Annotated in this window: 21 protein-coding genes and 5 pseudogenes; 16 read left to right on the forward strand and 10 right to left on the reverse strand. The window is 31.6% G+C overall.

The genetic code is table 11. The annotated features are described in order from the left end of the window. Nucleotides 1-26 precede the first annotated feature (26 nt). Complete coding sequence (locus tag PSR14_RS05500) at nt 27-2,192, reverse strand: ATP-dependent RecD-like DNA helicase (protein ID WP_098487696.1); 2,166 nt, start codon at nt 2,190-2,192, stop codon at nt 27-29. Between the two features lie 612 nt (nt 2,193-2,804). Between PSR14_RS05500 and PSR14_RS05505 the strand changes: the two are divergent. Then, nucleotides 2,805-3,196 (forward strand): annotated as a pseudogene (locus tag PSR14_RS05505) (DAK2 domain-containing protein); the annotation flags it as partial. A 222-nt stretch (nt 3,197-3,418) separates the two neighbouring features. Continuing rightward, on the forward strand, nt 3,419-3,769 hold the full coding sequence (locus tag PSR14_RS05510) for an SH3 domain-containing protein (protein ID WP_000946189.1): 351 nt from the start codon (nt 3,419-3,421) through the stop codon (nt 3,767-3,769). Between the two features lie 207 nt (nt 3,770-3,976). Here the strand turns inward: PSR14_RS05510 and PSR14_RS05515 are convergent, their stop codons facing one another. Both PSR14_RS05515 and PSR14_RS05520 read right to left on the reverse strand, forming a co-directional pair. Further along, the gene (locus tag PSR14_RS05515; protein WP_098487694.1) at nt 3,977-4,786 is read right to left on the reverse strand and encodes a CPBP family intramembrane glutamic endopeptidase; all 810 of its coding nucleotides are present in this window, start codon (nt 4,784-4,786) and stop codon (nt 3,977-3,979) included. A gap of 362 nt (nt 4,787-5,148) precedes the next feature. Continuing rightward, nucleotides 5,149-5,631, reverse strand: coding sequence for a GNAT family N-acetyltransferase (locus PSR14_RS05520; protein ID WP_001049724.1), 483 nt, complete (start codon nt 5,629-5,631; stop codon nt 5,149-5,151). A 350-nt stretch (nt 5,632-5,981) separates the two neighbouring features. Here PSR14_RS05520 and PSR14_RS05525 point away from each other — a divergent pair, with 350 nt between their 5' ends. Both PSR14_RS05525 and PSR14_RS05530 read left to right on the forward strand, forming a co-directional pair. Next, the gene (locus tag PSR14_RS05525) at nt 5,982-6,311 is read left to right on the forward strand and encodes a hypothetical protein (RefSeq protein ID WP_061131456.1); all 330 of its coding nucleotides are present in this window, start codon (nt 5,982-5,984) and stop codon (nt 6,309-6,311) included. A gap of 310 nt (nt 6,312-6,621) precedes the next feature. Continuing rightward, a complete protein-coding gene (locus PSR14_RS05530; protein ID WP_016716670.1) occupies nt 6,622-7,746 on the forward strand; it encodes an HD-GYP domain-containing protein in 1,125 nt (374 codons plus the stop codon). A 150-nt stretch (nt 7,747-7,896) separates the two neighbouring features. On the opposite strand, the pseudogene PSR14_RS05535 reads toward PSR14_RS05530, so the two are convergent. Beyond that, nucleotides 7,897-7,971 (reverse strand): annotated as a pseudogene (locus PSR14_RS05535) (YjcZ family sporulation protein); the annotation flags it as partial. A gap of 278 nt (nt 7,972-8,249) precedes the next feature. Here PSR14_RS05535 and PSR14_RS05540 point away from each other — a divergent pair. Then, nucleotides 8,250-8,531 carry an LCI fold-containing protein gene (locus PSR14_RS05540; RefSeq protein WP_000473834.1) on the forward strand — a complete coding sequence of 94 codons (282 nt, stop codon included), beginning with the start codon at nt 8,250-8,252 and terminating at the stop codon, nt 8,529-8,531. A 646-nt stretch (nt 8,532-9,177) separates the two neighbouring features. On the opposite strand, the gene PSR14_RS05545 is transcribed toward PSR14_RS05540, so the two are convergent. Continuing rightward, nucleotides 9,178-9,393 carry a hypothetical protein gene (locus tag PSR14_RS05545; RefSeq protein WP_000833256.1) on the reverse strand — a complete coding sequence of 72 codons (216 nt, stop codon included), beginning with the start codon at nt 9,391-9,393 and terminating at the stop codon, nt 9,178-9,180. Nucleotides 9,394-10,357: 964 nt separating this feature from the next. Here PSR14_RS05545 and PSR14_RS05550 point away from each other — a divergent pair. The 3 genes and pseudogenes from PSR14_RS05550 to PSR14_RS05560 all read left to right on the forward strand — a co-directional run bounded on the left by PSR14_RS05550 (nt 10,358) and on the right by PSR14_RS05560 (nt 13,545). Next, nucleotides 10,358-12,094 carry an S-layer homology domain-containing protein gene (locus tag PSR14_RS05550; RefSeq protein ID WP_098487692.1) on the forward strand — a complete coding sequence of 579 codons (1,737 nt, stop codon included), beginning with the start codon at nt 10,358-10,360 and terminating at the stop codon, nt 12,092-12,094. Nucleotides 12,095-12,510: 416 nt separating this feature from the next. Beyond that, the gene (locus PSR14_RS05555) at nt 12,511-13,128 is read left to right on the forward strand and encodes a DUF6241 domain-containing protein (protein WP_000823726.1); all 618 of its coding nucleotides are present in this window, start codon (nt 12,511-12,513) and stop codon (nt 13,126-13,128) included. A gap of 246 nt (nt 13,129-13,374) precedes the next feature. Then, a pseudogene (locus PSR14_RS05560) lies at nt 13,375-13,545 on the forward strand (hypothetical protein). Between the two features lie 449 nt (nt 13,546-13,994). Here the strand turns inward: PSR14_RS05560 and PSR14_RS05565 are convergent. Next, nucleotides 13,995-14,234 carry a DUF2798 domain-containing protein gene (locus PSR14_RS05565; RefSeq protein ID WP_000700215.1) on the reverse strand — a complete coding sequence of 80 codons (240 nt, stop codon included), beginning with the start codon at nt 14,232-14,234 and terminating at the stop codon, nt 13,995-13,997. A 300-nt stretch (nt 14,235-14,534) separates the two neighbouring features. Then, nucleotides 14,535-14,609: pseudogene (locus PSR14_RS05570) on the reverse strand (YjcZ family sporulation protein); the annotation flags it as partial. Between the two features lie 325 nt (nt 14,610-14,934). Between PSR14_RS05570 and PSR14_RS05575 the strand changes: the two are divergent. After that, nucleotides 14,935-15,348, forward strand: a complete 414-nt coding sequence (locus PSR14_RS05575; RefSeq protein WP_046199501.1) for a hypothetical protein — start codon at nt 14,935-14,937, stop codon at nt 15,346-15,348. A gap of 86 nt (nt 15,349-15,434) precedes the next feature. Here PSR14_RS05575 and PSR14_RS05580 read toward each other — a convergent pair whose 3' ends face one another. Continuing rightward, nucleotides 15,435-15,890, reverse strand: coding sequence for a hypothetical protein (locus tag PSR14_RS05580; protein WP_098487461.1), 456 nt, complete (start codon nt 15,888-15,890; stop codon nt 15,435-15,437). A gap of 95 nt (nt 15,891-15,985) precedes the next feature. Further along, complete coding sequence (locus tag PSR14_RS05585; protein ID WP_000545705.1) at nt 15,986-16,354, reverse strand: VOC family protein; 369 nt, start codon at nt 16,352-16,354, stop codon at nt 15,986-15,988. A 107-nt stretch (nt 16,355-16,461) separates the two neighbouring features. Here PSR14_RS05585 and PSR14_RS05590 point away from each other — a divergent pair, with 107 nt between their 5' ends. The 3 genes from PSR14_RS05590 (at nt 16,462) to PSR14_RS05600 (ending at nt 17,429) form a co-directional block, all read left to right on the forward strand. Next, nucleotides 16,462-16,851: a general stress protein gene (locus PSR14_RS05590; protein ID WP_000448798.1), complete on the forward strand. Its 390-nt coding sequence runs from the start codon at nt 16,462-16,464 to the stop codon at nt 16,849-16,851. Between the two features lie 50 nt (nt 16,852-16,901). Beyond that, on the forward strand, nt 16,902-17,102 hold the full coding sequence (locus PSR14_RS05595; RefSeq protein WP_000004269.1) for a CsbD family protein: 201 nt from the start codon (nt 16,902-16,904) through the stop codon (nt 17,100-17,102). A gap of 75 nt (nt 17,103-17,177) precedes the next feature. Further along, nucleotides 17,178-17,429 (forward strand): GlsB/YeaQ/YmgE family stress response membrane protein, encoded by a 252-nt coding sequence (locus PSR14_RS05600; protein ID WP_000522902.1) that lies wholly within the window; start codon nt 17,178-17,180, stop codon nt 17,427-17,429. Between the two features lie 180 nt (nt 17,430-17,609). Here the strand turns inward: PSR14_RS05600 and PSR14_RS05605 are convergent, their stop codons facing one another. Then, complete coding sequence (locus tag PSR14_RS05605) at nt 17,610-17,810, reverse strand: methyltransferase (protein ID WP_098487462.1); 201 nt, start codon at nt 17,808-17,810, stop codon at nt 17,610-17,612. Nucleotides 17,811-18,007: 197 nt separating this feature from the next. Between PSR14_RS05605 and PSR14_RS05610 the strand changes: the two are divergent. The 4 genes and pseudogenes from PSR14_RS05610 to PSR14_RS05625 all read left to right on the forward strand — a co-directional run bounded on the left by PSR14_RS05610 (nt 18,008) and on the right by PSR14_RS05625 (nt 20,050). Beyond that, nucleotides 18,008-18,311 (forward strand): annotated as a pseudogene (locus PSR14_RS05610) (STAS domain-containing protein). A gap of 6 nt (nt 18,312-18,317) precedes the next feature. Next, complete coding sequence (gene rsbW / locus PSR14_RS05615) at nt 18,318-18,800, forward strand: anti-sigma B factor RsbW (protein WP_074532283.1); 483 nt, start codon at nt 18,318-18,320, stop codon at nt 18,798-18,800. Next, nucleotides 18,763-19,539 (forward strand): RNA polymerase sigma factor SigB, encoded by a 777-nt coding sequence (sigB, locus tag PSR14_RS05620; RefSeq protein WP_002163732.1) that lies wholly within the window; start codon nt 18,763-18,765, stop codon nt 19,537-19,539. Before rsbW ends, sigB begins: the two co-directional genes overlap by 38 nt. Before the next feature lie 70 nt (nt 19,540-19,609). Beyond that, nucleotides 19,610-20,050 carry a ferritin-like domain-containing protein gene (locus PSR14_RS05625; protein WP_098487463.1) on the forward strand — a complete coding sequence of 147 codons (441 nt, stop codon included), beginning with the start codon at nt 19,610-19,612 and terminating at the stop codon, nt 20,048-20,050. Nucleotides 20,051-20,120 lie beyond the last annotated feature (70 nt).

The following is a 20,120-nucleotide window of genomic DNA, read 5'->3' on the forward strand; positions in this document are numbered from 1 at the left end:
TTAAAAGCTAAATATCATAATTGTATTTAAATCGATGATAGCATATCTTTTAAAAAGGTAAACCGTTGGCGTGGCTTTTCTTTAAGTCCTTTTAGAAAAATATTTAACTCCCCAATAATTGTAACTTCCTTTTTAGCACGAGTAATCGCTGTGTATAATAAGTTGCGATTCATCATAAGTGTATACGAGCTTGAAATTGGAAGCAGAACATGGGAGAATTCGGAACCTTGAGATTTGTGAACTGAGAAGCAATAAGCTAATGCAAGTTCATCTAGTTCTTCCTTATCATAAAAAACTTCTTTTTCACCGAAATCAATAATTAATTTTTCTGGTTCTTCAACTGTTTGTTCATTATTTTGTACTGATGTGCTTGCTGGCAGAATACCAATCACCATTCCTAGGTCCCCATTTAATACATCTTTATTACTATCATTTTTTAATTGTATCACTCGGTCACCTACATAAAATTCATAATGCTTATTGGCATATCCTGTTTCCATAAAGGAATGAGATGATGGGATTTTTTGGGTAATTAATGAATTTTGAATATGTTTATTAATATTAGTAATCCCTTGCTCTCCTCGATGAATGGGGGCAATAATTTGAATATTTTCAAATGGAATACCACGGTCAAGGATAGAAAATACTTCGGATTCAATTGTTTTTACAATGTCATCTTTAGTTGTTGGAAGCCATTTAACATCGTCGCTAGTTTTAATGAGTTTTTTTGAAATATCCCCTTTCCGAATAGTGGCAGCTAAATCAATTATCATTGAGTGCTGTTGCTGGCGAAATGTAGTGTCCAATTCAATTGTTGGAAAAGCATTAGACTTGATAATATCTTCAAATACATTTCCGGCTTTTATAGGAGGAAGTTGTTCTTTATCACCCACTAATATAATTCGATCTCCGGCGTGCAATTGTTCAAGGAAACGGCTCATAGTAGAAATGTCCATCATTGACATTTCATCGATAATAAAGAGCCGGTTCTCAGTATTCTTATCATCTGATTGTTGATTTAATAAGAAGTGATGAATTGTTTGAGCTGGAATTTCTGTGATTTCTGTCATTCTTTTTGCAGCTCGGCCAGTTGGAGCTAGTAAAACAACCTTATTTAAAAGTTGATGAAAGTCATAGATTTCGAAAAAGCGATTATATAGCATTAAAATCGCTTTTATAATTGTACTTTTACCTGTTCCTGGTCCTCCTGTAATAACAAGTACATTGTTGCGCATGGATTCAATAATTGCTATTTGTTGTTCATCAGATAAACTGAAAGGTAACCTTCTGTGTATATTAATAAAGTGATCTAATAACATATCAGTATCCTCTTCTGTTAGTTGTGTTTTGAAACAGCATAGAAGGGATAGTTTTTCTGCAATAGTTTGCTCGTAGCTATGATATCTTGCTAAATAAATACGTGTTTCAATTTGACGAATTTGACCAATTTCAGTTGTGAAATCTTCTAATTCATTTACATTGGTAGAAATAAGTTCAGTCAAATTTTCATCTATTACTTCTGGGGGATATTGCACACCATCTTGATTGAATAAAATTTGTCCTGCCTTCTTTATAACATAGGCTTTCATTGCAAAAGTACTTCCATCATGTTCGTAAATTTCATGTAGAGCGTACTCAATAGCGCCTTTAATACGGCGAGTATCTGTTCCTCGTATGTTGATTTTCTCTGCAATTTCATCTGCCCTTTTAAAACTAATACCGCGTATTGTATTTGCAAGACAATATGGATTTTCCATAATTCTTTGTACAGATGCATCTCCATATAACCGGAAAATTTTCTTTGCTAGATTCAAAGAAATTCTCCATTCATGAAGTTTAGTAATAATCTTTTGCATTCCTAAATTTTCGATAATAGTTTCTTGAATTGTTGCAATTGTTTTTTGAGGGATACCTTTAATTTGGCTCAACACTTCAGGTGAATTAACAATTTTAATTAAACAATCTTCTCCTAACGTTTCTACAATCTGCTCTGCTCGTTTTCTTTTAATCCCTTTGAAAAGACCAGAGCTTAAAAACTCTATGACATGAACTGAGTTTATAGGAATATCACGAATATATGTATCGCATTTGAAAGACATACCGTATTTTTTACTAATTTCAACAGTGCCAAAAAATTTATAGGTTTGGTCTTTCTCTGGGGGGGGGAGAATGAAAAATAACTCGTATTTTATCTTGACTTACATCTATATTTGTTTCCTGGATAAATATATCACAGATACAGTAGGGTGATAGCGGATTTTTATAATTAGCGTAGACTGTATCTATAACTGTTCCAATAATGTATTTAATTTTTTCAGCGTAAATTTCTTGCATTAAAAAATTCTCCTTTACAGTAAAACACTTGTTGTTTAAAAACTATTTAATAAAAAATTAATAATAAAGAATTTTTTTAGGAAGTAACATTCTTTGTTCTATTAATTTTAAAAAATTATATCAATACAATTGATATAAACATGATATTTGATGATTTAGTATATAGTTCGTAAAATCCTAATTATATAATATCCTTTGGCGTATTTGTAGTTTTTTAGGGAAGAACTAGAATAAGAGATGTATTAGGAGACAGGATTATTATTTTGGTTGGTATTCCCACGAGGGGGGCGGGTAGTGGCTTTAATTTATTGTGTATTAGTACCGAGTAAACAAGGGTGGTACTTTCGATGATGATGCTGTTCATTATGTATTGAAAGATGGATTTATTTTAAACAATCCTGATCATGATATTCGCTCAAGTTTTACAATGTTCCCGGAAAAGGTGTTAACGTTTATGAAATTAGATAGTGGCATTCCGCGCAGCTAGTAAAGCAGCAGGCGAGAAGCATGAGTTAACAGTGAAAGAATTTGCTGAAATGTTACAAGCAGCACACTGCAAGGCATACAATCGATCGGTGAAAGATCATTCGGCAGAGGAGCGGTAGTTGGTGATAAAACACTTGTTGACGCACTTGCTCCATGTGTAGACTCTTGGTTAGCTAGCGCTTCAAGCGAAGAAAATATGAAAACTGCCTTTGAAAAAGGTGCAGAAGCAGCGGTCAAAGGAGCAGAGTATACGAAAGAAATCGTAGCACGCATGGGCCGCGCCGGTACAGTAGGTGAAAGAAGTTTAGGATACCCTGATGCAGGTGCACATGCACTTGGGGTTATCTTTACGGAGATTGCGGGTAGTTTGAAATAGGAATGAGAAAGTCCCTTTGCCTTAAGGTGAAGGGGCTTTTATATAGTTGGTAGAAGACTATTTTCGGGCTCTCTGTAAAATATGAGTTTGTTACTATTTTTGATAAAATTTTATTTCAAAAATACAACTAATATTTCTCAACATTAATATATTGAAAATAATTAGAATATTTAAGATAATCGTTTGTGAAGAAAGAAATTATAAAAAAAGGGGGAATTTATTTTGTTACGTCGCTTATCTATTTGTACTTTATTAACAGCTTTTATGTTTACTTTATTTACATTTAACAGCTCTGCTTTCGCGGCTACGAATACTACTGAAAATAAAACAGTAGTAGCAGCTTGTGCCAAGGGAGGTACGGTAGGTACATATGGTGCAAAGATGCGCAGTGGTTACACTGTGGGATCACCTGTCTTACATACATTTACTAGTGGTCAGAAAATTACTGGCACATGGGTAACAGGTGAGTATGTTCAAGGGCATTATAGTAATTCTAAACAGTGGTTAAAAGTTACTTATAAAGGGATGACAGGTTATGTATCCCACACAACATTATATAACGTTTGCTCATAAAACTATGTAATATAATAGCTTTTGAGATATTGAACTAATCCCTTATAGGGATTAGTTTTTTTTATCTCCTTGAAAAATATCCATATTTAACTAAGTTAGTGTATAGATAACCATTTTTTCTAAGGATTTATTGGATTAATAGTTTTAATATTAGTTGTTAATTAGTATGGAGAAATTTATCATGCAAGAAGATTGAGAAATCAAGAATTATAAAAAATTATAGTATCTTCGATATAAAACTTTCTTTGGATTTATAACTATAAGTAAAATGGCAACTATGGAATAAAAAATTGCAGTATACATAATTAATTCAATTAATTGTCCATTTATTATGCCAATAAATAAGTTAAAGAAAAAGTGGATGATAATTGGAACAATTAAATTTTGATTTAAATTATAAAATGTTGCCATGATAATTGTAGTAGATATAATTGCAATCATAAAAAACAAAATATATTTGATTAAATTACTGCCTGTAAAACCTGTAGTAAACCATATAGGTAGATGCCACATTCCCCACCAAAAACCAATAATGATTGAAGATTTTAATGGCGAGTATTTTTTCTGGAGCTCCATTAATGCAAAACCCCTCCACCCTAATTCTTCTCCTAGTGGTCCAGATACAATAGTTTTAACAACATAATAAATTAACACGCCCCATGTAGTTCTATTAAAAATAGAGTCTGCTTCACTATTAGTCGAAATGAGAAACAGCATTGTCAAAAATATAATTATTTGAATCATACTGACAGTAAGAATGATAGAGTAGTTAAGTTTATTTTTAAATCTATCTTTTACGAATTGAATAAAACTTTGTCCAGGATAAATTCTTTTAAATAGAAACATAAAAGCAAAAGTGGAAGACCAAGCTGATATGCAGAGCATTACATCAAAAATCCAAGTTGGAAAATGTAATAACTTTGTAATTCCTACAAGCAGAAAAAGTGGCCAAAAAATAATGTTGGTTAGTAATATAAAACTTACCACCGGCTTTTTCAGTCTTTTATCTTCAGTCATATACAATTCCACCTTAAGTTAAATTTTTAACATGCAATAATGTACCTATTCAGCGCGTTGAGATGATGCACCGAGTATTCTTTCTATTATATCTATATGTTCTTTCAAAATATTACTTAGTTAATTAATAAAGGGAATTTCCAACTAATTGTTCACATAAAATCCATTCTTGGAAGTAAAGTTTTAAAAGTAATTTATCCATAGTGATATTAAAATTACTACTAACAGGGGAGCACCACATCGCTATCATGCTAACAAAAATAAACTACACAAAATTAATTTTTTTGCTTCATATGTTAAAGAATATGGAGTAAAAACCAGAAAATGAAATGATTCATACAGAACTAGAGGTATATATAATTTTATACATTTACATAGTTCTTTAATTTTAAACAGTAAACTAATTCTGGATGGTGTCCTTCTTCAATCTCTCCTGTTGGCCTAAAACCCACTTTTTCATAAATCCGCTTTGCGCGTTCATTATCGTGAATAACCGATAAGAATATTTCTTCACATTTGTACGTCTGAACCATACTATCTATTACTGCTTTTAAAACAGGAATCCCATACCCTAACCCTTGATATTGATGGCCAAGCATCATACTAATTAACTCATATTGCTTCGTTTCATTTCTAAACCCATACGAAGCAAAACCTATTAAAACATCATTATCATATATAGCTTTCGGAGTAAACCCAAACGTTTGGCAAGCTGCAAGAAAGAAAGCATTTGAACCAACCCATCTTTCATATATTTGGATGTGTTTTTCTTGAAGTTTATCTGATTTTAAATTAATAATTTCAAAGAAATTTTCTTCTGTTACATCTATTAATTTTAGATTCATCTTTTCCCCTCTTTCCATTTTTTACATTATCTATTCTAATTCTTCATCGTATTTCTCATTCCTTTATCTTCTTAATCGATAACTCATTAGTATTCCACATACTAATTGCATGAATTAAGAGGTTTCGTGCACTACTTCTTGGAAGTTGATCATGTAGTGCTCTATTTCGTAATTCACTATGTTTTCCAAAGAAAATAATGAAAGGAAAGGCGATGAATACATTTGCAAAATGACAAAATTGTAAGAATACAAGAATGTTTGTAAGAAAGTTCGATGTTTTCCTTTTTCTTTTTTTATTATAGTGAAAAAGAAGAAAGAAATATTCTCTTATGTAGGAAAGGAAGATAATAATGATTGATCTATTAAATAAATGGATGTTAGAAAGTACAGGAAATTTCAATATCGTTGTAGGACTTACAGCACTTCTATTTTTAGGTTCAGTAATTGCACTTATTATTATTTACAAAAAAATTGGTAAACCAGATGAAAGAACAAATCCTATTTATTTTAAAATTATTTCTTGTATGTTTACTACTCAAATTCTAATGAATTGCATATTTATTTCTTTAGTTGGTAAAGATATTGAGAATTTCCGTCAAATCTTTATAATATTTGAAGCCTTTGTATTCTTTGTTGGAGCTATTTATTCGTTTAAATTATATAGACAGGAATACAAATAGTTCACTTATAAGAAACAATAAAAAAATGCAAAATTTTCCTTTTTAGTTTACTGTATATTCTATACATATGAGGTTAATATAACGTCTCATTATCGGTAGCAAGAAAAAGGCGAATTCCAAATTTCAAAAGGAATTCGCCTTTTTCTTTTTCTATAACCCTATCCATCTCTTTATACATTCCTATCATGGCAGTACCCTATTTATAGGTTATGAGAAAGGGTATTTTTTGCACTATTATCTATTCTTGGATATTATTAATAATATCTATATGAACTTATTTTTTTATTAAAAAGGTTTGGCGGTGTGTAAAATGATGAAAGGGATTAAAAATATTGAAACGAAAGAACCGATAAACATGTTTCTATTTATTCCCTGCAGTACTCTTTTGTTTGATAATATTTATCAACATTTTATTCTTGGAAAGGATTTTACGCTAGAGAAGCTTTTATTTGAACTCGTATTTTTATTTATTTTCATTTCATTTTTTTTATGTAATAAGTGTTTACAAAAAATGAATAAACAAATGTTTACAAAATATATTTTTCTTGGTGTTAGTATTATTTATCTTTTGGCATATGATCTTATGTTTATACGTGATCCAGGTTCGTCTTTACATATTCCTTATTTAGAGTGCTTCTTAGTAATTTCTGCTCCTTTATTTTTAAGTATTCATTATCTTCTAACGGTATCTATTTGTATGGTATGTAGATTTTTAATTGCTATTTATTATTTTGAAATTAATTATCCAATATCATTAATATTATTGTTTCTAATCATTTTTGTTACGTCATTTTTTGTATTTCTTTCATTAAAATTTTTAGTACAAAAAATTAAAGCATCCTATGAAAAACAAATGAAAGAAACAGCTTTATCGATAATGAGGATAATGGAATTAAAGGATCAATATACGAAAGGACATAGTGAACGTGTAGCCAATTATGCTACGATTCTTGCTAAAGAAACAAATGAATATGATGATAATTTTTTAAAACAATTTCATTTTATTTGTTTATTACATGATATAGGGAAAATAGGTATTCCGGATGAGGTTTTAAAGAAAGCATCTTCTCTTACAGAAGAAGAGTATAATATTATTAAGACACACCCACAATTAGGATTAGAAGTTTTTAAAAATATATCTTTAATAAAAGGTAGCGAAGATATAATTCTTTCTCATCATGAAAGATGGGATGGAAAGGGCTATCCTCAAAAACTAAAAGGAAATCAAATACCATTATGCGCAAGAATTGTTGCAATAGCAGATGCTTTTGATGCGATGACTTCTTCAAGAGCGTATCGTTCGGCTCTATCTCCTGAAGAAGCGTATAGACGTATTATAGAAGGATCTGGTACACAATTTGATCCTTCCATGGTAGAGATTTTCAAAAAGGTATTTCCTTTGTGGGAAAAAATGGTCCCCAATTCTTTTCGTTAAAAACACATGTCTGAAATCGATTCTTATTTCAGGTATGATGAATACGAAAAATGAAAAAACAAATTCAATCGTGATAAAAATTTGGAACTAGATAATGAATAAGGCATATAAAGAAAAGGTACCCATATAGGTACCTTTTCTAATAGTTTTTTAGCAGAAACAACTGCATCCGATAATGATTAATAGAATAAATAATACAACTAATAAAGCAAATCCTCCAGCGAAAGCAAAGAAGTTAGGTGGGAGATCAACTGCCCATAAAAGTCCGATTGGTTCAACTAATAATCAGTGGAGGATAAAGAACCCCCCGCTGATTAAAGTTTCGCTTTATTATGCACTGTTACATACTTCTCTAAATTCCTCTATTTTTCATTTGATAAAATGAAATCCTAATATTACCAAAAATTAAATAAATATTTCTACATATTCAAGATATTTACATAAATTACAAAAGTGATACATTTAAGTTGTAAGCTATAAAAACTATTAAAGGGGGATTTATTATGTTTAAGAAATTAGTAGTAGGGCTATTGGCAACTGGTATTGCATTAACAGGAGGAATTGGAGCGGCTTCAGCTGATACGCAAAAAGCTGTGAGTTCTCCGAAGCAAGCAGCATGCTCAATTCCTTATGAGTATTCTAATGGTAAATTTAAAAGAACTCTTTATTACTCAAATGGAGTATATGCTAATAGTTTTAATGAAAATGTTTGTGGCGGGACGATTACATGGTATTTAAAGCATGTTCAAAATGGAGTTGCTTTTTACGAAGGTAATTTAAAATAGTAGAGTTTTTGAACCTCATGTATTGAGGTTCTTTTATTTTTGATTTTTAAACTGATTCTCTATAAAAAAGCTAGGATTTCTCTTAGCAAAAGAGTTATATGTCATACAGAAAGACAATTGTATGCAAACTGGATATTTTCAATTTTATTATATAACGTTTATTGAGGGAATAATTGAATTATAGCAATCTTTACGTAAGCTTTATGTGATATTAAAGTTTTTGGGAGAGGTTGAAGTAGAATTTTGTACAAATAAGTAGGAAGTATGGAGATAATATTATAAATAAAGGGCTCAATTCTCAAAAGGGAGAGAGTTGAGCCTAAAGAGGTAATTACTAAGCTCTCGGGTTGATGAAAACTAGTAATTAAATAAAATCGCCCTAGGTTTAAGGGGTCTAGGGTTTCACGTTTTGGTATATCTCACACGACATTATAAAAAGAATAGAACGTACTGAAGATAACACATGAATGTTTCATAAATGTATCAAAAAAATGAACAAATTGTGTTTGAAATAAAAAAGTCGTATGTGCCTCTATATTAGAATCGAAATAACATTTTTAATATTCAATTATATATAGTTTTCTATATAACTTAACGTGATGAAGTTAAATAAAAATGTTATTTTAATACAAAACGAAATTGAAAGTTAGCAAGCAATACTTAAATAAGTAAAAGCGGCAAATCCATAAACTAATAAGCTACTAGTAGCAAGGAATTTTATAATTTCATTTGTAGAAATAATAGTTAAACATATTGCTATAGATGCACCTATAAAGAATTGGTACTTCGTATGTATATTTGTAAGATTAATTATTACAAGTACAGTTAAGAAAAGTGAAATGAAGTTCAAATATCTTTTCATTGTCATATTTCCTTTCAATATTTGATCTGTATTTATTATACCGGATTGTACCAGTAATAACATACTTTGTAATAGATCGTAATAGAAATCTCATTTTGCCATAAATAAAAAGGCGGTTGTTTCCGCAACCACCTTTCAGCAAAATAAAGCACTTTTTCAGAAATAAAATATGGATAATTCCTGAAAATGTTATAGGATATAATCCCATTTTTATAATTCAAGTGACGAGCTTAATTTATAAGAAAGGAATGACTACATTATATGAAAACTTGTCTAACAAGGTTACAAATAAAAGAGCAGCTAGCAAAGGCTAACTGCTCAATACAAGGAGATACAGAGAAAACTAAATGGGTTTTGGCATACAGCCTATCAACATTATGGACATAATATTGAGTTTTATTCGAAGGAATTCATGTTTTATAAATTAGATTATAATAATAGATAATTTAATAAATGATACGATTGGTTTAGGGTTAGTAAGGCAATACATCGCTCCACAGAAATTAGAAATGGCTGTAGCTTGTATAATGAAATAAGTGATGATATGGCACGAAAGCAAACGCGAGAGTCTCTTAGTATTGTACTAGATAAAACGATAAATACGTTTATAAAAATGAGGAATAAAAGAAAGGACCCCCTGGAGTTCGGGTCCTTTTAGAAGTGATGATGTTTTCTCGGCTTGGGAAACTGAGAAAATACAAAAATATAATACATTGAGATTTAGAGAATTTCAATACTAAATTAGAGATTATCATGAGGGAGTTATAACGAGTTACTATTTATATATTCACAAATAAAACAACATAATATCACCATGAATCCCTATAACAATATGAATTTTTGCATATTTCAAAACCTAATATATCCTTCAAAAAATTTTAATAGTATAATATGTTTTGTCATATTCTTTTAGATTTTTCGACAAAAAATAACATAAATAGAAAAGATATTGGGAGAAGGAATTATGTACACAAAACTACTAAAATCAATTACATCATTATCACTTATTGGTGGTGCTTTACTATATACAAATGGTAGTGATGTAAGAGCAGCTGAGGCAAGTATTTTTTCTGATGTGCCTACGTCGCATTGGTCGTATCCGGCGATTAAAGATTTATCGAGTAAAAATATTATTTCTGGTTATGGAAATGGGAAGTTTGGTTTCGGTGATGTTGCAACGAGAGAGCAAGTTGCAGCTTTAATTTATCGTGCGTTGTTACCGAATAAGCAAGGTGGTACGTTTAGTAATGATGGCGCTCGTTACGTATTACAAGATGGATCTACTTTAAACAATCCGTATCGAGATATTCGCTCAGGATCCACATTGTTTCCAGAAGAGGTTTTAACGTTAACGAAATTAGGGATTTTTAACGGGGATGGAAACGGAGGTTTTAGACCGAAAGATTCTGTTAGCCGTGCAGAAATGGCGCAAATTATTAAAAATGCTTTTCAAGTTTCGGCTAAGCAAAAGCATACATTTAATGATGTTCCGAATGGTTTTTGGGCAGAAGGGGCAATTAGTGCGGTGCAGTCAAACGGGATTGCATCTGGTACAGGCGAAGGGAATTTTGAACCTGCTAAAACGGTAACGCGTGAACAATATGCACAGTTTTTATATAATGCTTTGCAGTATAAAAAGCCTGCGGTTGCGGTGCAAAATACAGGAGATGCAGCACTATTAGCAGCATTCAAAGATGAAGTGCAGAAGCGTATTAATGCGTACGAAACGAATATTACACTTCCATATAAAACGACAAATAGTAATACAAAAGAAGTGATGAATACACTTTTTAACGCCTATAAAGAAGTGGCAAGTAAAAATGAGTATACAAATAATAATAGATCGAATGTTTCATATGGACTTTCTGGATCACCTGGAAATTATACGTTTACGCTAAAAATTACATATCGTGAAACGAAAGAACAAACAGAATATGTAATGAAGCAAGCGAAGGCAATTGTTTCTTCTATTACACAAGTTGGGATGGATGATCACGAAAAAGTGAAAGCGATTCATGATTATGTCGTAAAACATGTTTCTTATGATACGTCTTATAAAGCTTACACAGCATATGAAGCACTCGTAAATCGTTCTGCGGTTTGCCAAGGTTACGCACTATTAACTTATCAATTATTAAAAGAAGCAGGAATTGAGAATCATTTTGTAGTAGGAACTGGAGACGGTCAGCCTCATGCTTGGAACTTAGTGAAAATCGAAAACAAATGGTATCACCTTGATACAACATTCGATGATCCTCTGCCAGATGAACAAGGCCGCGTAACATATTCTTATTTCAACTTATCAGATGAGCAAATCGCAAGAAATCATGAGTGGAACCGCGGGGACTATCCGCAAGCTACAACCAATTATTATAGTACATTAACAAATAAAATTGCTGCAGGTGGTACGAAAATCCCTGCCTATCAGCAAATATTAAAAGATACAAAGTTAAACTATTTAGGAAATGAATACATCGCAAATAACTATAACGAATTAAAAAATAAAATGCAGCAACGTTATAACGAAAAGTCACCAAAGATCGAAATCCTTTATAAACAATCAATGAATGGCGCATTGCAAGATGTGAAAAAAGCAATTGGAGAAATCGGTTATCCGCAAGGAGCAAACCGTGTTTCTTATAAAGCGGAGCCGTATAATGCGAAAGAAGGATATTCTTTAGTGACGATTACATTTATGTAAAAAAACAACCTAGATCCTATGGGATCTAGGTTGTTTTTTTATAACTTAATTTAACATATCATTTTATTTATATGTTACACCGTTCAAAAAATATGCTTTATAGAGCGTGCCCTGTGCCTATTAACTTAAAAATTTTAAATTACCCCAAAACGAAAAAATGAACTTTTTTATTGTAAGTTAGGATACAATCTCGTTCTGGGGTAGTTGTATTTTCTTAGCTTGATAGGCGATGAGAGTCCAATACATATTATTAAAATTAAGATAATTCAAGCCGGAGAAAGGCACCATAGGGTGTTTTTTATTATCCTTCGACAAAACATGACAATATACAAACGAATTGTTTGCTACTATGAGATGAGAAATCTTACATTCTAAAAAATCTATTTAAAATAACCAATACAGATAGGCGTGAAAAAATGAAACGAAAGTTACTTACGGCGTTAACATGCAGTACATTGCTTATGGGAATGGCTGCTTGTAGCTCAAATGAGAAGGCTGCAACTGAATCAAAACCTAAACAAGAAGAAAAGGTTCAGGAAAAATTGAAAGTTCAAACCATTCAAAAGCAACAAAAAGATAGTTATGTAGTAAGTGAAGATGAATTATCTAAAGCGGCACAGTCGATTGGTGAAATCCAAAACGAGCAAACGATAAATGATATGATGATACATATGTCTTTACAAAAACTCACATTCAATGGAAATAATCTTCATGTTTCTGGTACTCGTGATGTAGGGCGGTTTCAAATGATAAAAGAAAACATTCAATACTTAAAAAACAACTTAAATGTTATCAATAATGATGAAAGACCCAAATATGAATCTATTCTGAACAAATGGTACGATGGAAATTTCGAATCTGCAGTTGAAGACTTTAGGGAAATTCATTATTTACGTTCTGGAACAAAGCAAAGTATGGAAGGATCTAAACTAGCTAAAAAAACTGTTAGTGATGAAAAAGAATTTATTCTCCATTTCTTTGGTCAAGAAGGATTAGATATTCATAATAAAGAATGGAAACATGGAGAGTTATAAAAATAACACTGAATTTCACTCCACTAGGAAGTACAATGTTTTTACTCTGCAATACGGTATTTCCTTCGGAGATAGTATCACATTGGCTTAGTGCATAATTTTACTCATGCCCTCTTCTATATCATTTTTAAAAATATAGATTTTAATTGTAAATAAGGAATCAAAATTTTATTTAATACCATTTTTTACGTGATAAATGAATGGTGAAATTTTCTTATGCGCAGTTCCACTAGGAGATTGCTTATAATGAGATTTAATAAATACACAGTCATGCTTATGTTTCTAACCATTGGCTCAAATGCCGCATTATCTATGTGGCTCAAGCAAGGACTTTTAGGTGTTTATCACGGCTATTGTTCTCTTGTTAATCGCTGCATGGACTACAAAGGATCTCATACAGACGGTCAGCATAAATAAATTATTGTATTTCTCAATAAACAAAAACAACTTAACATGGTAAAATAATAGTTGGATGGGAGTCCAATACATATTATTAAAATTAAGATGGTTCAAGTCGGAGGAAGGCACTTTAGGGTGTCTTTTCTTTTTTCTAAAAGAGAGTTTTGCTTTCAAGAAGATACATTTTTAATGGATTACTGCCATGAGTATATAGATAAAGTCCATCAAAACATGTATGTTCATGAATATGTAAAATTACATAAAATTTCCGAGAAAAAGAGAGTATACTTTCTTATTGTGTAATAAAGATAAAGCTCGCCTACGGAAATAGGCGAGCTTTTTTAACATATAAAGAAAAGACAACTTTTCAAGTACCTTTCTTTGAGTTGAAACATTTTACTAGGTTAAGTTTTGTGATGATTATTTCTTTTCATTTAAATGAACTAGAGTAGTACATCACTTTATTTTTAAGCATCCTTCTCAACAAATATGAATATTTTCATTATCCTTTTCACTACAAAGGGTAGTAATTTAGAAGCTAAAAATGCAAGCACGAAAGCAATTGCCCATGTTTTTATCCATGATTTGAGAAATAAAGCTGTATACCCAACATTCATTGAAACCATGACGAAAGAGATAATACTAGATATACCTAAAATCATAAAGAGATTAAAAATTATCGGTTCAAATTTTTTATTGATTTTCAAAATTAACACCTATTTTCTATATATACTTTGCTGTCCGATTTCACCAACATCTAATCTTACAGTTTGAAATCTATGTTGTCCAGCTTGTTGTACTTTTCTGCAATAGCAATTATTGAGATGTTAACTAGTTTGTCTGGGATGGGAACTCATGATATTGCTATCAAGCTAAGGTTGTATAAATGAACACTTTATCTTTTTTATAGCATCGAAGTTCATTTTGGGGGCGAATGTAATATTACATCATTAAAGTAATAGTTGCACTTGAAACTCTGCATATCGCATGTCTTTTCCAATAGTTTTTTAGCAGAAGCAAGCAGCTCCAATGATGATTAATAAAATAAACAATACAACTAATAAAGCAAATCCTCCCGCGAAGCCATAACTATCACCAAAGCCGAGAACAGTTCCTCCTTTAAATAGGAGGGGGAAAACAAAGGATCAATTATGTGTTTTAACGGATTCCATTTACTTTATGTATTTATGAATGGAGCAGGTTCTTTTTAAAATAGATTTATTCTTTGAAGGAGTTCAAGGACAAAATAGGAGAATTTATATTATTTATTAATAGGGAATAAGTAGGAAATAAAATTTCCAAAAACACAGATAGAAATCCGCTTTTATACCTTTCATTAAAATAATACTAGCATTATATATTATAAGGAATACTTATCCTTAATTGTAAATGAAAGGGGGGATTAGTATGAGTTATGGCTATAATCATCCTCCTGAAAAGCATCATAAACACCACAATGAAACTTTGTCAACGGGTGTATTACGTAGACATTCCGCTACGTTGTTTCTTACTGTGGAAGCTATGAATGTTGATCCAGATGATACTCATACAGTAACTGTTGAAATGTTTGATTGGTCATCGGGTTCTCCGGTATTGTTACCATTAGTAGACCCTTCAACACAAACATTGGCACCTAATCGACGTGTTACTTTTCGTTCAGCAGCTCTTTCTTCAGGTGTTTTTGCTTATGAAGTAAGAATCATTCGTTCGAAAGATAGAGATGTTGTTACGAATGTTTTTGGTCTTAGTGCAATCGTATTTAACCCACAAGAAGGAAATAATGTTTTACAACATGATTTAGCAAAATTAGATCTTAAATAGCTTTTATAAAAGTTTATTTATTGGACAAGATTAAAAAAGAGTAGGATGTAATCCTACTCTTTTTTAACATCAATTATATTAAAATTTTAAAAGAAATCCTTCATCATTTTCACATCTTTAATATTCACTGTTACACCTTCAATCTTATCCTTCTTCTCATCTTTAGCAATCGTAATTTTCTCATTATTATCAACCCAAACAAGAAATTCTTCTTTTGTGTCATCTTTATATGTAACGGTAATAGTAGAATGTGCCGATTCTCGCTTTTTTTGATCTAAAGTGATTGTTTTAGGCGTGCCTTTTTGAACTGCGGAAACGATAGATTGTATCATTTCTTCATTGTCTGTTTGAGATTTAGAAGTAGTATTATTGGTTGTCTGAAGTATTTCGATATCTGTAATGTTTGCGGAGTTTAATTGAAAGGCACTTTGTTTCTGTTCTTGCTTAGCTTGTGAAGCTTTATCTGTAGCTGAGGTGCTTGTGCAGCCTATTAAAGTGAAAGATAGAGCGGTTAGAGCGCATATATAAGTGGTTTTTTTCATTATATCCCCTCCTTGGCTTAATCATAACAATTTTCTGTTAATTTAGGTAGTTATTGTAAGAGGATTTATTTTACTAGTTTTAGGATAGAGAAAATTCAAGAGGAGGTTAACCGTAAATAATAACCATCAGGGTCTACAATACGAAAATCCTTCATTCCCCAAGATTGCATTTTAAGGTTAGATTCCACTGGATAATTTTTTTCTAATACATGTTGGTATATTTGTTCAATATTATCAAAAACCATGATAACTTCAACACCTTTACCTTTTGGCTTAAGTCCACCTGTTTTTAAATAATGATTTTCATTGAGAATATAATCAGGGGTTAATAATAAAGAAAAATCCCCTAGTTTAATCATTGCACTAGTTGCATTCTTTTTTGAGAATACAAGGGTAAGGATTTCCTCATAAAAACGAATAGATCTTTGCAAATCTTCTACAAATAACTCTAGACGAAAGTGCATATGTACTCTCCTTTTCATTTTTTTTCAAATTTTATGTTTAACATTTCGAAAATAGGTGTACTACATATAATATAACAAATAATTCATTTTAAAGGAGGAAGTTAAAGATGGAAACGAAGTATAGGAAACCTTTTGTATATGAATTTATTACGGAGAAAGAGGTCATGAATGCGGCGAATGATCTAGTGAAGAAAGGAATAGACCAAAAAGATATTTACGTATTAACACACGAGAAAGAAAGGACAGATAGAATCGCAGACAATGCAGACGTGAATACAATTGGTATACAAGAGGAGGGACTTGGGACAAGTATTATTAACGTCTTTCAAAAAACGGGAGATCAGTTAAGAAATAAGATGCAGGAGTTAGGGCTTAATGAGGAAGAAGCGAACTTCTACGAAGAAAAGCTGGATGAAGGGAAAATCTTGTTATTCGTTAAAGATTTAGAGAGAGTCGGTGAATGGTTACAAGAAAGAAGATGCATGTATTCTATTTAAATTTGTATCCTGTAAATCTATAAATCTATTACGAAAAGGAGATGGGAAATATGAGTGAGAGCGGACTAAAAGAACAAATTACTGGTAAAGTGGAAAAGACAAAGGGACAAGTAAAAGAAGGAATTGGTGAAGTTACAGAAGATAGAAAGTTGAAAAATGAAGGGAAGTGGGACAAGACGAAGGGAACGATAAAAGAAAAAGTCGGAAAAGTTAAACAAAAGATAAGTGATGGGTTGGATAATAAAGAATAATACATGTTTATCAAGCTTTGGTTACATACCAAAGCTTGATAAATACAATATAAAACGAATATAGGAGGGTTAATTGTGGGACTGATTATTACGTGTATTGTAGGTGGACTTATTGGTGCGTTAGCTGGAATGATTACGGGAAAAGACTTTCCTTTAGGTATAGTTGGTAATGTGATTGCCGGATTAATCGGATCTTGGGTAGGTAGTGCATTATTTGGTCATTGGGGTCCTGAATGGGGAGGCATCTTTATTCTTCCAGCTTTATTAGGTGCAATTGTCTTTATTTTAATCGTTACATTCTTCTCTAGAATGCTACGGAAAGCGTAAGTATGATAATGAATAGTAATCTTAAGTTTATTATATGCAGTTATAAAGTAAATAGAATGATAAATATACATAAAAAAGCATCCAATTCAAATAAATTGGATGCTTTTTTATGTAATCTGCATAGGAATGAGCGGGGGATGAAGGCCCCCGCTCATTGAAATTACACTTTCTATTTATGTATTAAGCCATCGTTACTTTTTTACAAGCGTTTATTCTTACGACCTGCCTTGGTTCTATATGAGATAAGTCCTCGTTATTACCTATATCAACTACAATTGTATTCGTTAGTATATTAATAATGGAACCAACTAATTTTGTAGCATGATCGTGTCGATAAGAAAATTGAACAAAATCTCCTTTTTCAAAATTGTGCTCTTCCATAGATAGATCCCCCTAAAAATAATGTTTATAGATTATATATACACAAATTTATAAGGTTTAAACATTTGGTAGTATTTTTTACGTGTTAAGCCGAGAAAGGTGTGGAAAATTTATTTATAATAAAAATAAAAAAATATGTTTAAAACTAATTTTTATGGGTAATTAACATAGTAGTAGTTTGAGATAAGGGGGCGGAAATGATGAATTTGGGAATAAATATTTTGCAAAATGATGTAGGTTATACGGTACAGCTTAATGGTGAAATTGATGCCTATTGCAAGCGAAAAAGAGGTTCATATGGTAGTAGATTTTACTGAGGTAGAGTATATGGATAGTACAGGTTTAGGTGTTTTTATAGCGCTATTAAAAGCAGTTAAGAAAAATGATGGAAAACTAGAGTTTATTGGTGTATCTAAAAGGTTAAAAAGATTATTTGATATTACAGGGTTAACAGAAATATTAAATTTGAATTCCGATTTTGAAAAAGTAGAAAGAAGGTGACTAGGGATGATGGAGAGATTTGAAAAGATAGAAATGAAAATTCCTGCAAAGGCAGAATATGTGGCTATTATTCGTTTAACAATGGCTGGTGTTGCGAATCGAATGGGCTTTGCTTATGACGATATAGAAGATATGAAAATTGCTATTAGTGAAGCATGTACAAACATTGTACAACATGCATACAAAGAAGACGTTGGAGAAATTGCAATTGTCTTTGGGCTATATGAAGATCGATTAGAAATTATGGTTGCTGATAATGGGGTTAGCTTTGATTTTAACAAATTAAAAAGGAAAGTTGGCCCGTATGATATTAGTAAACCAGTAGAACATTTGCCGGAAAATGGTTTAGGTTTATATTTAATTAATACGTTAATGGATGATATACAAATCATGCATGATGAGGGCATGACAGTTTTAATGACAAAATATATACAAAGAGAGCAGGTGGAGAATGATGGAAATCCAATCTCAACCTACGAATCTTACTAAAGAAGACGTTATGAAACTAATTGCAGAATTTCAACAAAACCAATGTGATGAAGCACAGGAAAGGTTAGTTGATCATTATAAAAATCTCGTATATTCCATTGCATATCGCTATTCAAAAGGCGGGCCGATGCATGAGGATATTATACAAGTAGGCATGCTAGGGCTCTTAGGAGCAATCAGAAGGTATGATTATTCGATAGGGAATGCTTTTGAGCCTTTTGCAATACCTACGATAGTAGGGGAAATAAAGAAGTATTTACGCGATAAAACTTGGGGCATTCACGTTCCAAGGCGAATTAAAGATTTAGGCGGAAAAATTAAACTTGCGATAGAGGAGCTAACAGATCATTTGCAACGTTCACCGAAAATTATAGAGATTGCGGATCATTTAGGGCTATCCGAAGAGGAAGTACTAGAAATTATGGATGCGAAAAATAATTATCGAGTATCTTCCTTAGATGATGTAGTTGAAAATGCATCTGATGGAAGTTCGGTAGCGAGAATTGAATCTGTAGGTGAAGTAGAGCAAGGATATGAAGAGACAGAAAGGCGTCTCGTTTTAAAAGATATTTTTAACGTATTAAATGAAACGGAAAAGAGTGTTATTCATTATATATTTGAAGAAAATTTAAATCAAAAGGATACAGGGGAACGGTTAGGTATTTCACAAATGCACGTTTCTCGTATTAAAAGACAAGCGATAAGTAAATTGAAGCAAGCCGCATTTTTAGATACATAAAAAATTTAAAATAATGATGTTTAAAACATGAGAAAAGGGGTACGTATTAAGTATAGGAGGAGATATAAAAATGTCACACGATGTGAAAGAACTAATCGAAGGATTGAATGAAGATTTAGCAGGAGAATACTCAGCAATTATTATGTATAACCATAATGCAGCAACAGTTTCTGGTATATATAGACAAGTGTTAAAACCTTTCTTTGAATCTGAAATTAGTGATGAACAAGGACATGCCCTATATTTAGCGGAGAAAATTAAGACGTTAGGTGGTACACCTACTACGATCCCTTTACCAGTGAAACAAGTAGAAGACGTTAGAGAAATGTTAGAAGAAGCTAGAAAGTCAGAATATGAAACAATTAAGCGTTATGAAAAGAGAAAAGGACAAGCAGCGAAATTAAATATGACAGAGTTAGTTGTAAAGTTAGAAGATATGATCGCAGATGAAACAAATCATATGGAAGAATTGGATCGTCTTTTAAGTGATAAAGCAATGGTGTTAAATTAAAAGTGGAAACTTATAGAGTGAAAGAACAAACTCTCATTTCTGGGGGTTTGTTCTTTTGCTGTATAAATGT

Origin of the sequence: Bacillus sp. A01H (genome assembly GCF_045277205.1) — a bacterium.
In the GTDB taxonomy this organism is placed as follows: domain Bacteria; phylum Bacillota; class Bacilli; order Bacillales; family Bacillaceae_G; genus Bacillus_A; species Bacillus_A paranthracis.

Excerpts from the sequence above, each read along its gene's own strand:
- PSR14_RS05515 (WP_098487694.1), bottom strand. The coding sequence starts at position 4,786 with ATGACTGAAGATAAAAGACTGAAAAAGCCGGTGGTAAGTTTTATATTA.
- PSR14_RS05520 (WP_001049724.1), bottom strand. The coding sequence starts at position 5,631 with ATGAATCTAAAATTAATAGATGTAACAGAAGAAAATTTCTTTGAAATT.
- PSR14_RS05525 (WP_061131456.1), top strand. The coding sequence starts at position 5,982 with ATGATTGATCTATTAAATAAATGGATGTTAGAAAGTACAGGAAATTTC.
- PSR14_RS05530 (WP_016716670.1), top strand. The coding sequence starts at position 6,622 with ATGATGAAAGGGATTAAAAATATTGAAACGAAAGAACCGATAAACATG.
- PSR14_RS05540 (WP_000473834.1), top strand. The coding sequence starts at position 8,250 with ATGTTTAAGAAATTAGTAGTAGGGCTATTGGCAACTGGTATTGCATTA.
- PSR14_RS05545 (WP_000833256.1), bottom strand. The coding sequence starts at position 9,393 with ATGAAAAGATATTTGAACTTCATTTCACTTTTCTTAACTGTACTTGTA.
- PSR14_RS05550 (WP_098487692.1), top strand. The coding sequence starts at position 10,358 with ATGTACACAAAACTACTAAAATCAATTACATCATTATCACTTATTGGT.
- PSR14_RS05555 (WP_000823726.1), top strand. The coding sequence starts at position 12,511 with ATGAAACGAAAGTTACTTACGGCGTTAACATGCAGTACATTGCTTATG.
- PSR14_RS05575 (WP_046199501.1), top strand. The coding sequence starts at position 14,935 with ATGAGTTATGGCTATAATCATCCTCCTGAAAAGCATCATAAACACCAC.
- PSR14_RS05580 (WP_098487461.1), bottom strand. The coding sequence starts at position 15,890 with ATGAAAAAAACCACTTATATATGCGCTCTAACCGCTCTATCTTTCACT.
- PSR14_RS05585 (WP_000545705.1), bottom strand. The coding sequence starts at position 16,354 with ATGCACTTTCGTCTAGAGTTATTTGTAGAAGATTTGCAAAGATCTATT.
- PSR14_RS05590 (WP_000448798.1), top strand. The coding sequence starts at position 16,462 with ATGGAAACGAAGTATAGGAAACCTTTTGTATATGAATTTATTACGGAG.
- PSR14_RS05595 (WP_000004269.1), top strand. The coding sequence starts at position 16,902 with ATGAGTGAGAGCGGACTAAAAGAACAAATTACTGGTAAAGTGGAAAAG.
- PSR14_RS05605 (WP_098487462.1), bottom strand. The coding sequence starts at position 17,810 with ATGGAAGAGCACAATTTTGAAAAAGGAGATTTTGTTCAATTTTCTTAT.
- rsbW (WP_074532283.1), top strand. The coding sequence starts at position 18,318 with ATGATGGAGAGATTTGAAAAGATAGAAATGAAAATTCCTGCAAAGGCA.
- sigB (WP_002163732.1), top strand. The coding sequence starts at position 18,763 with ATGATGGAAATCCAATCTCAACCTACGAATCTTACTAAAGAAGACGTT.
- PSR14_RS05625 (WP_098487463.1), top strand. The coding sequence starts at position 19,610 with ATGTCACACGATGTGAAAGAACTAATCGAAGGATTGAATGAAGATTTA.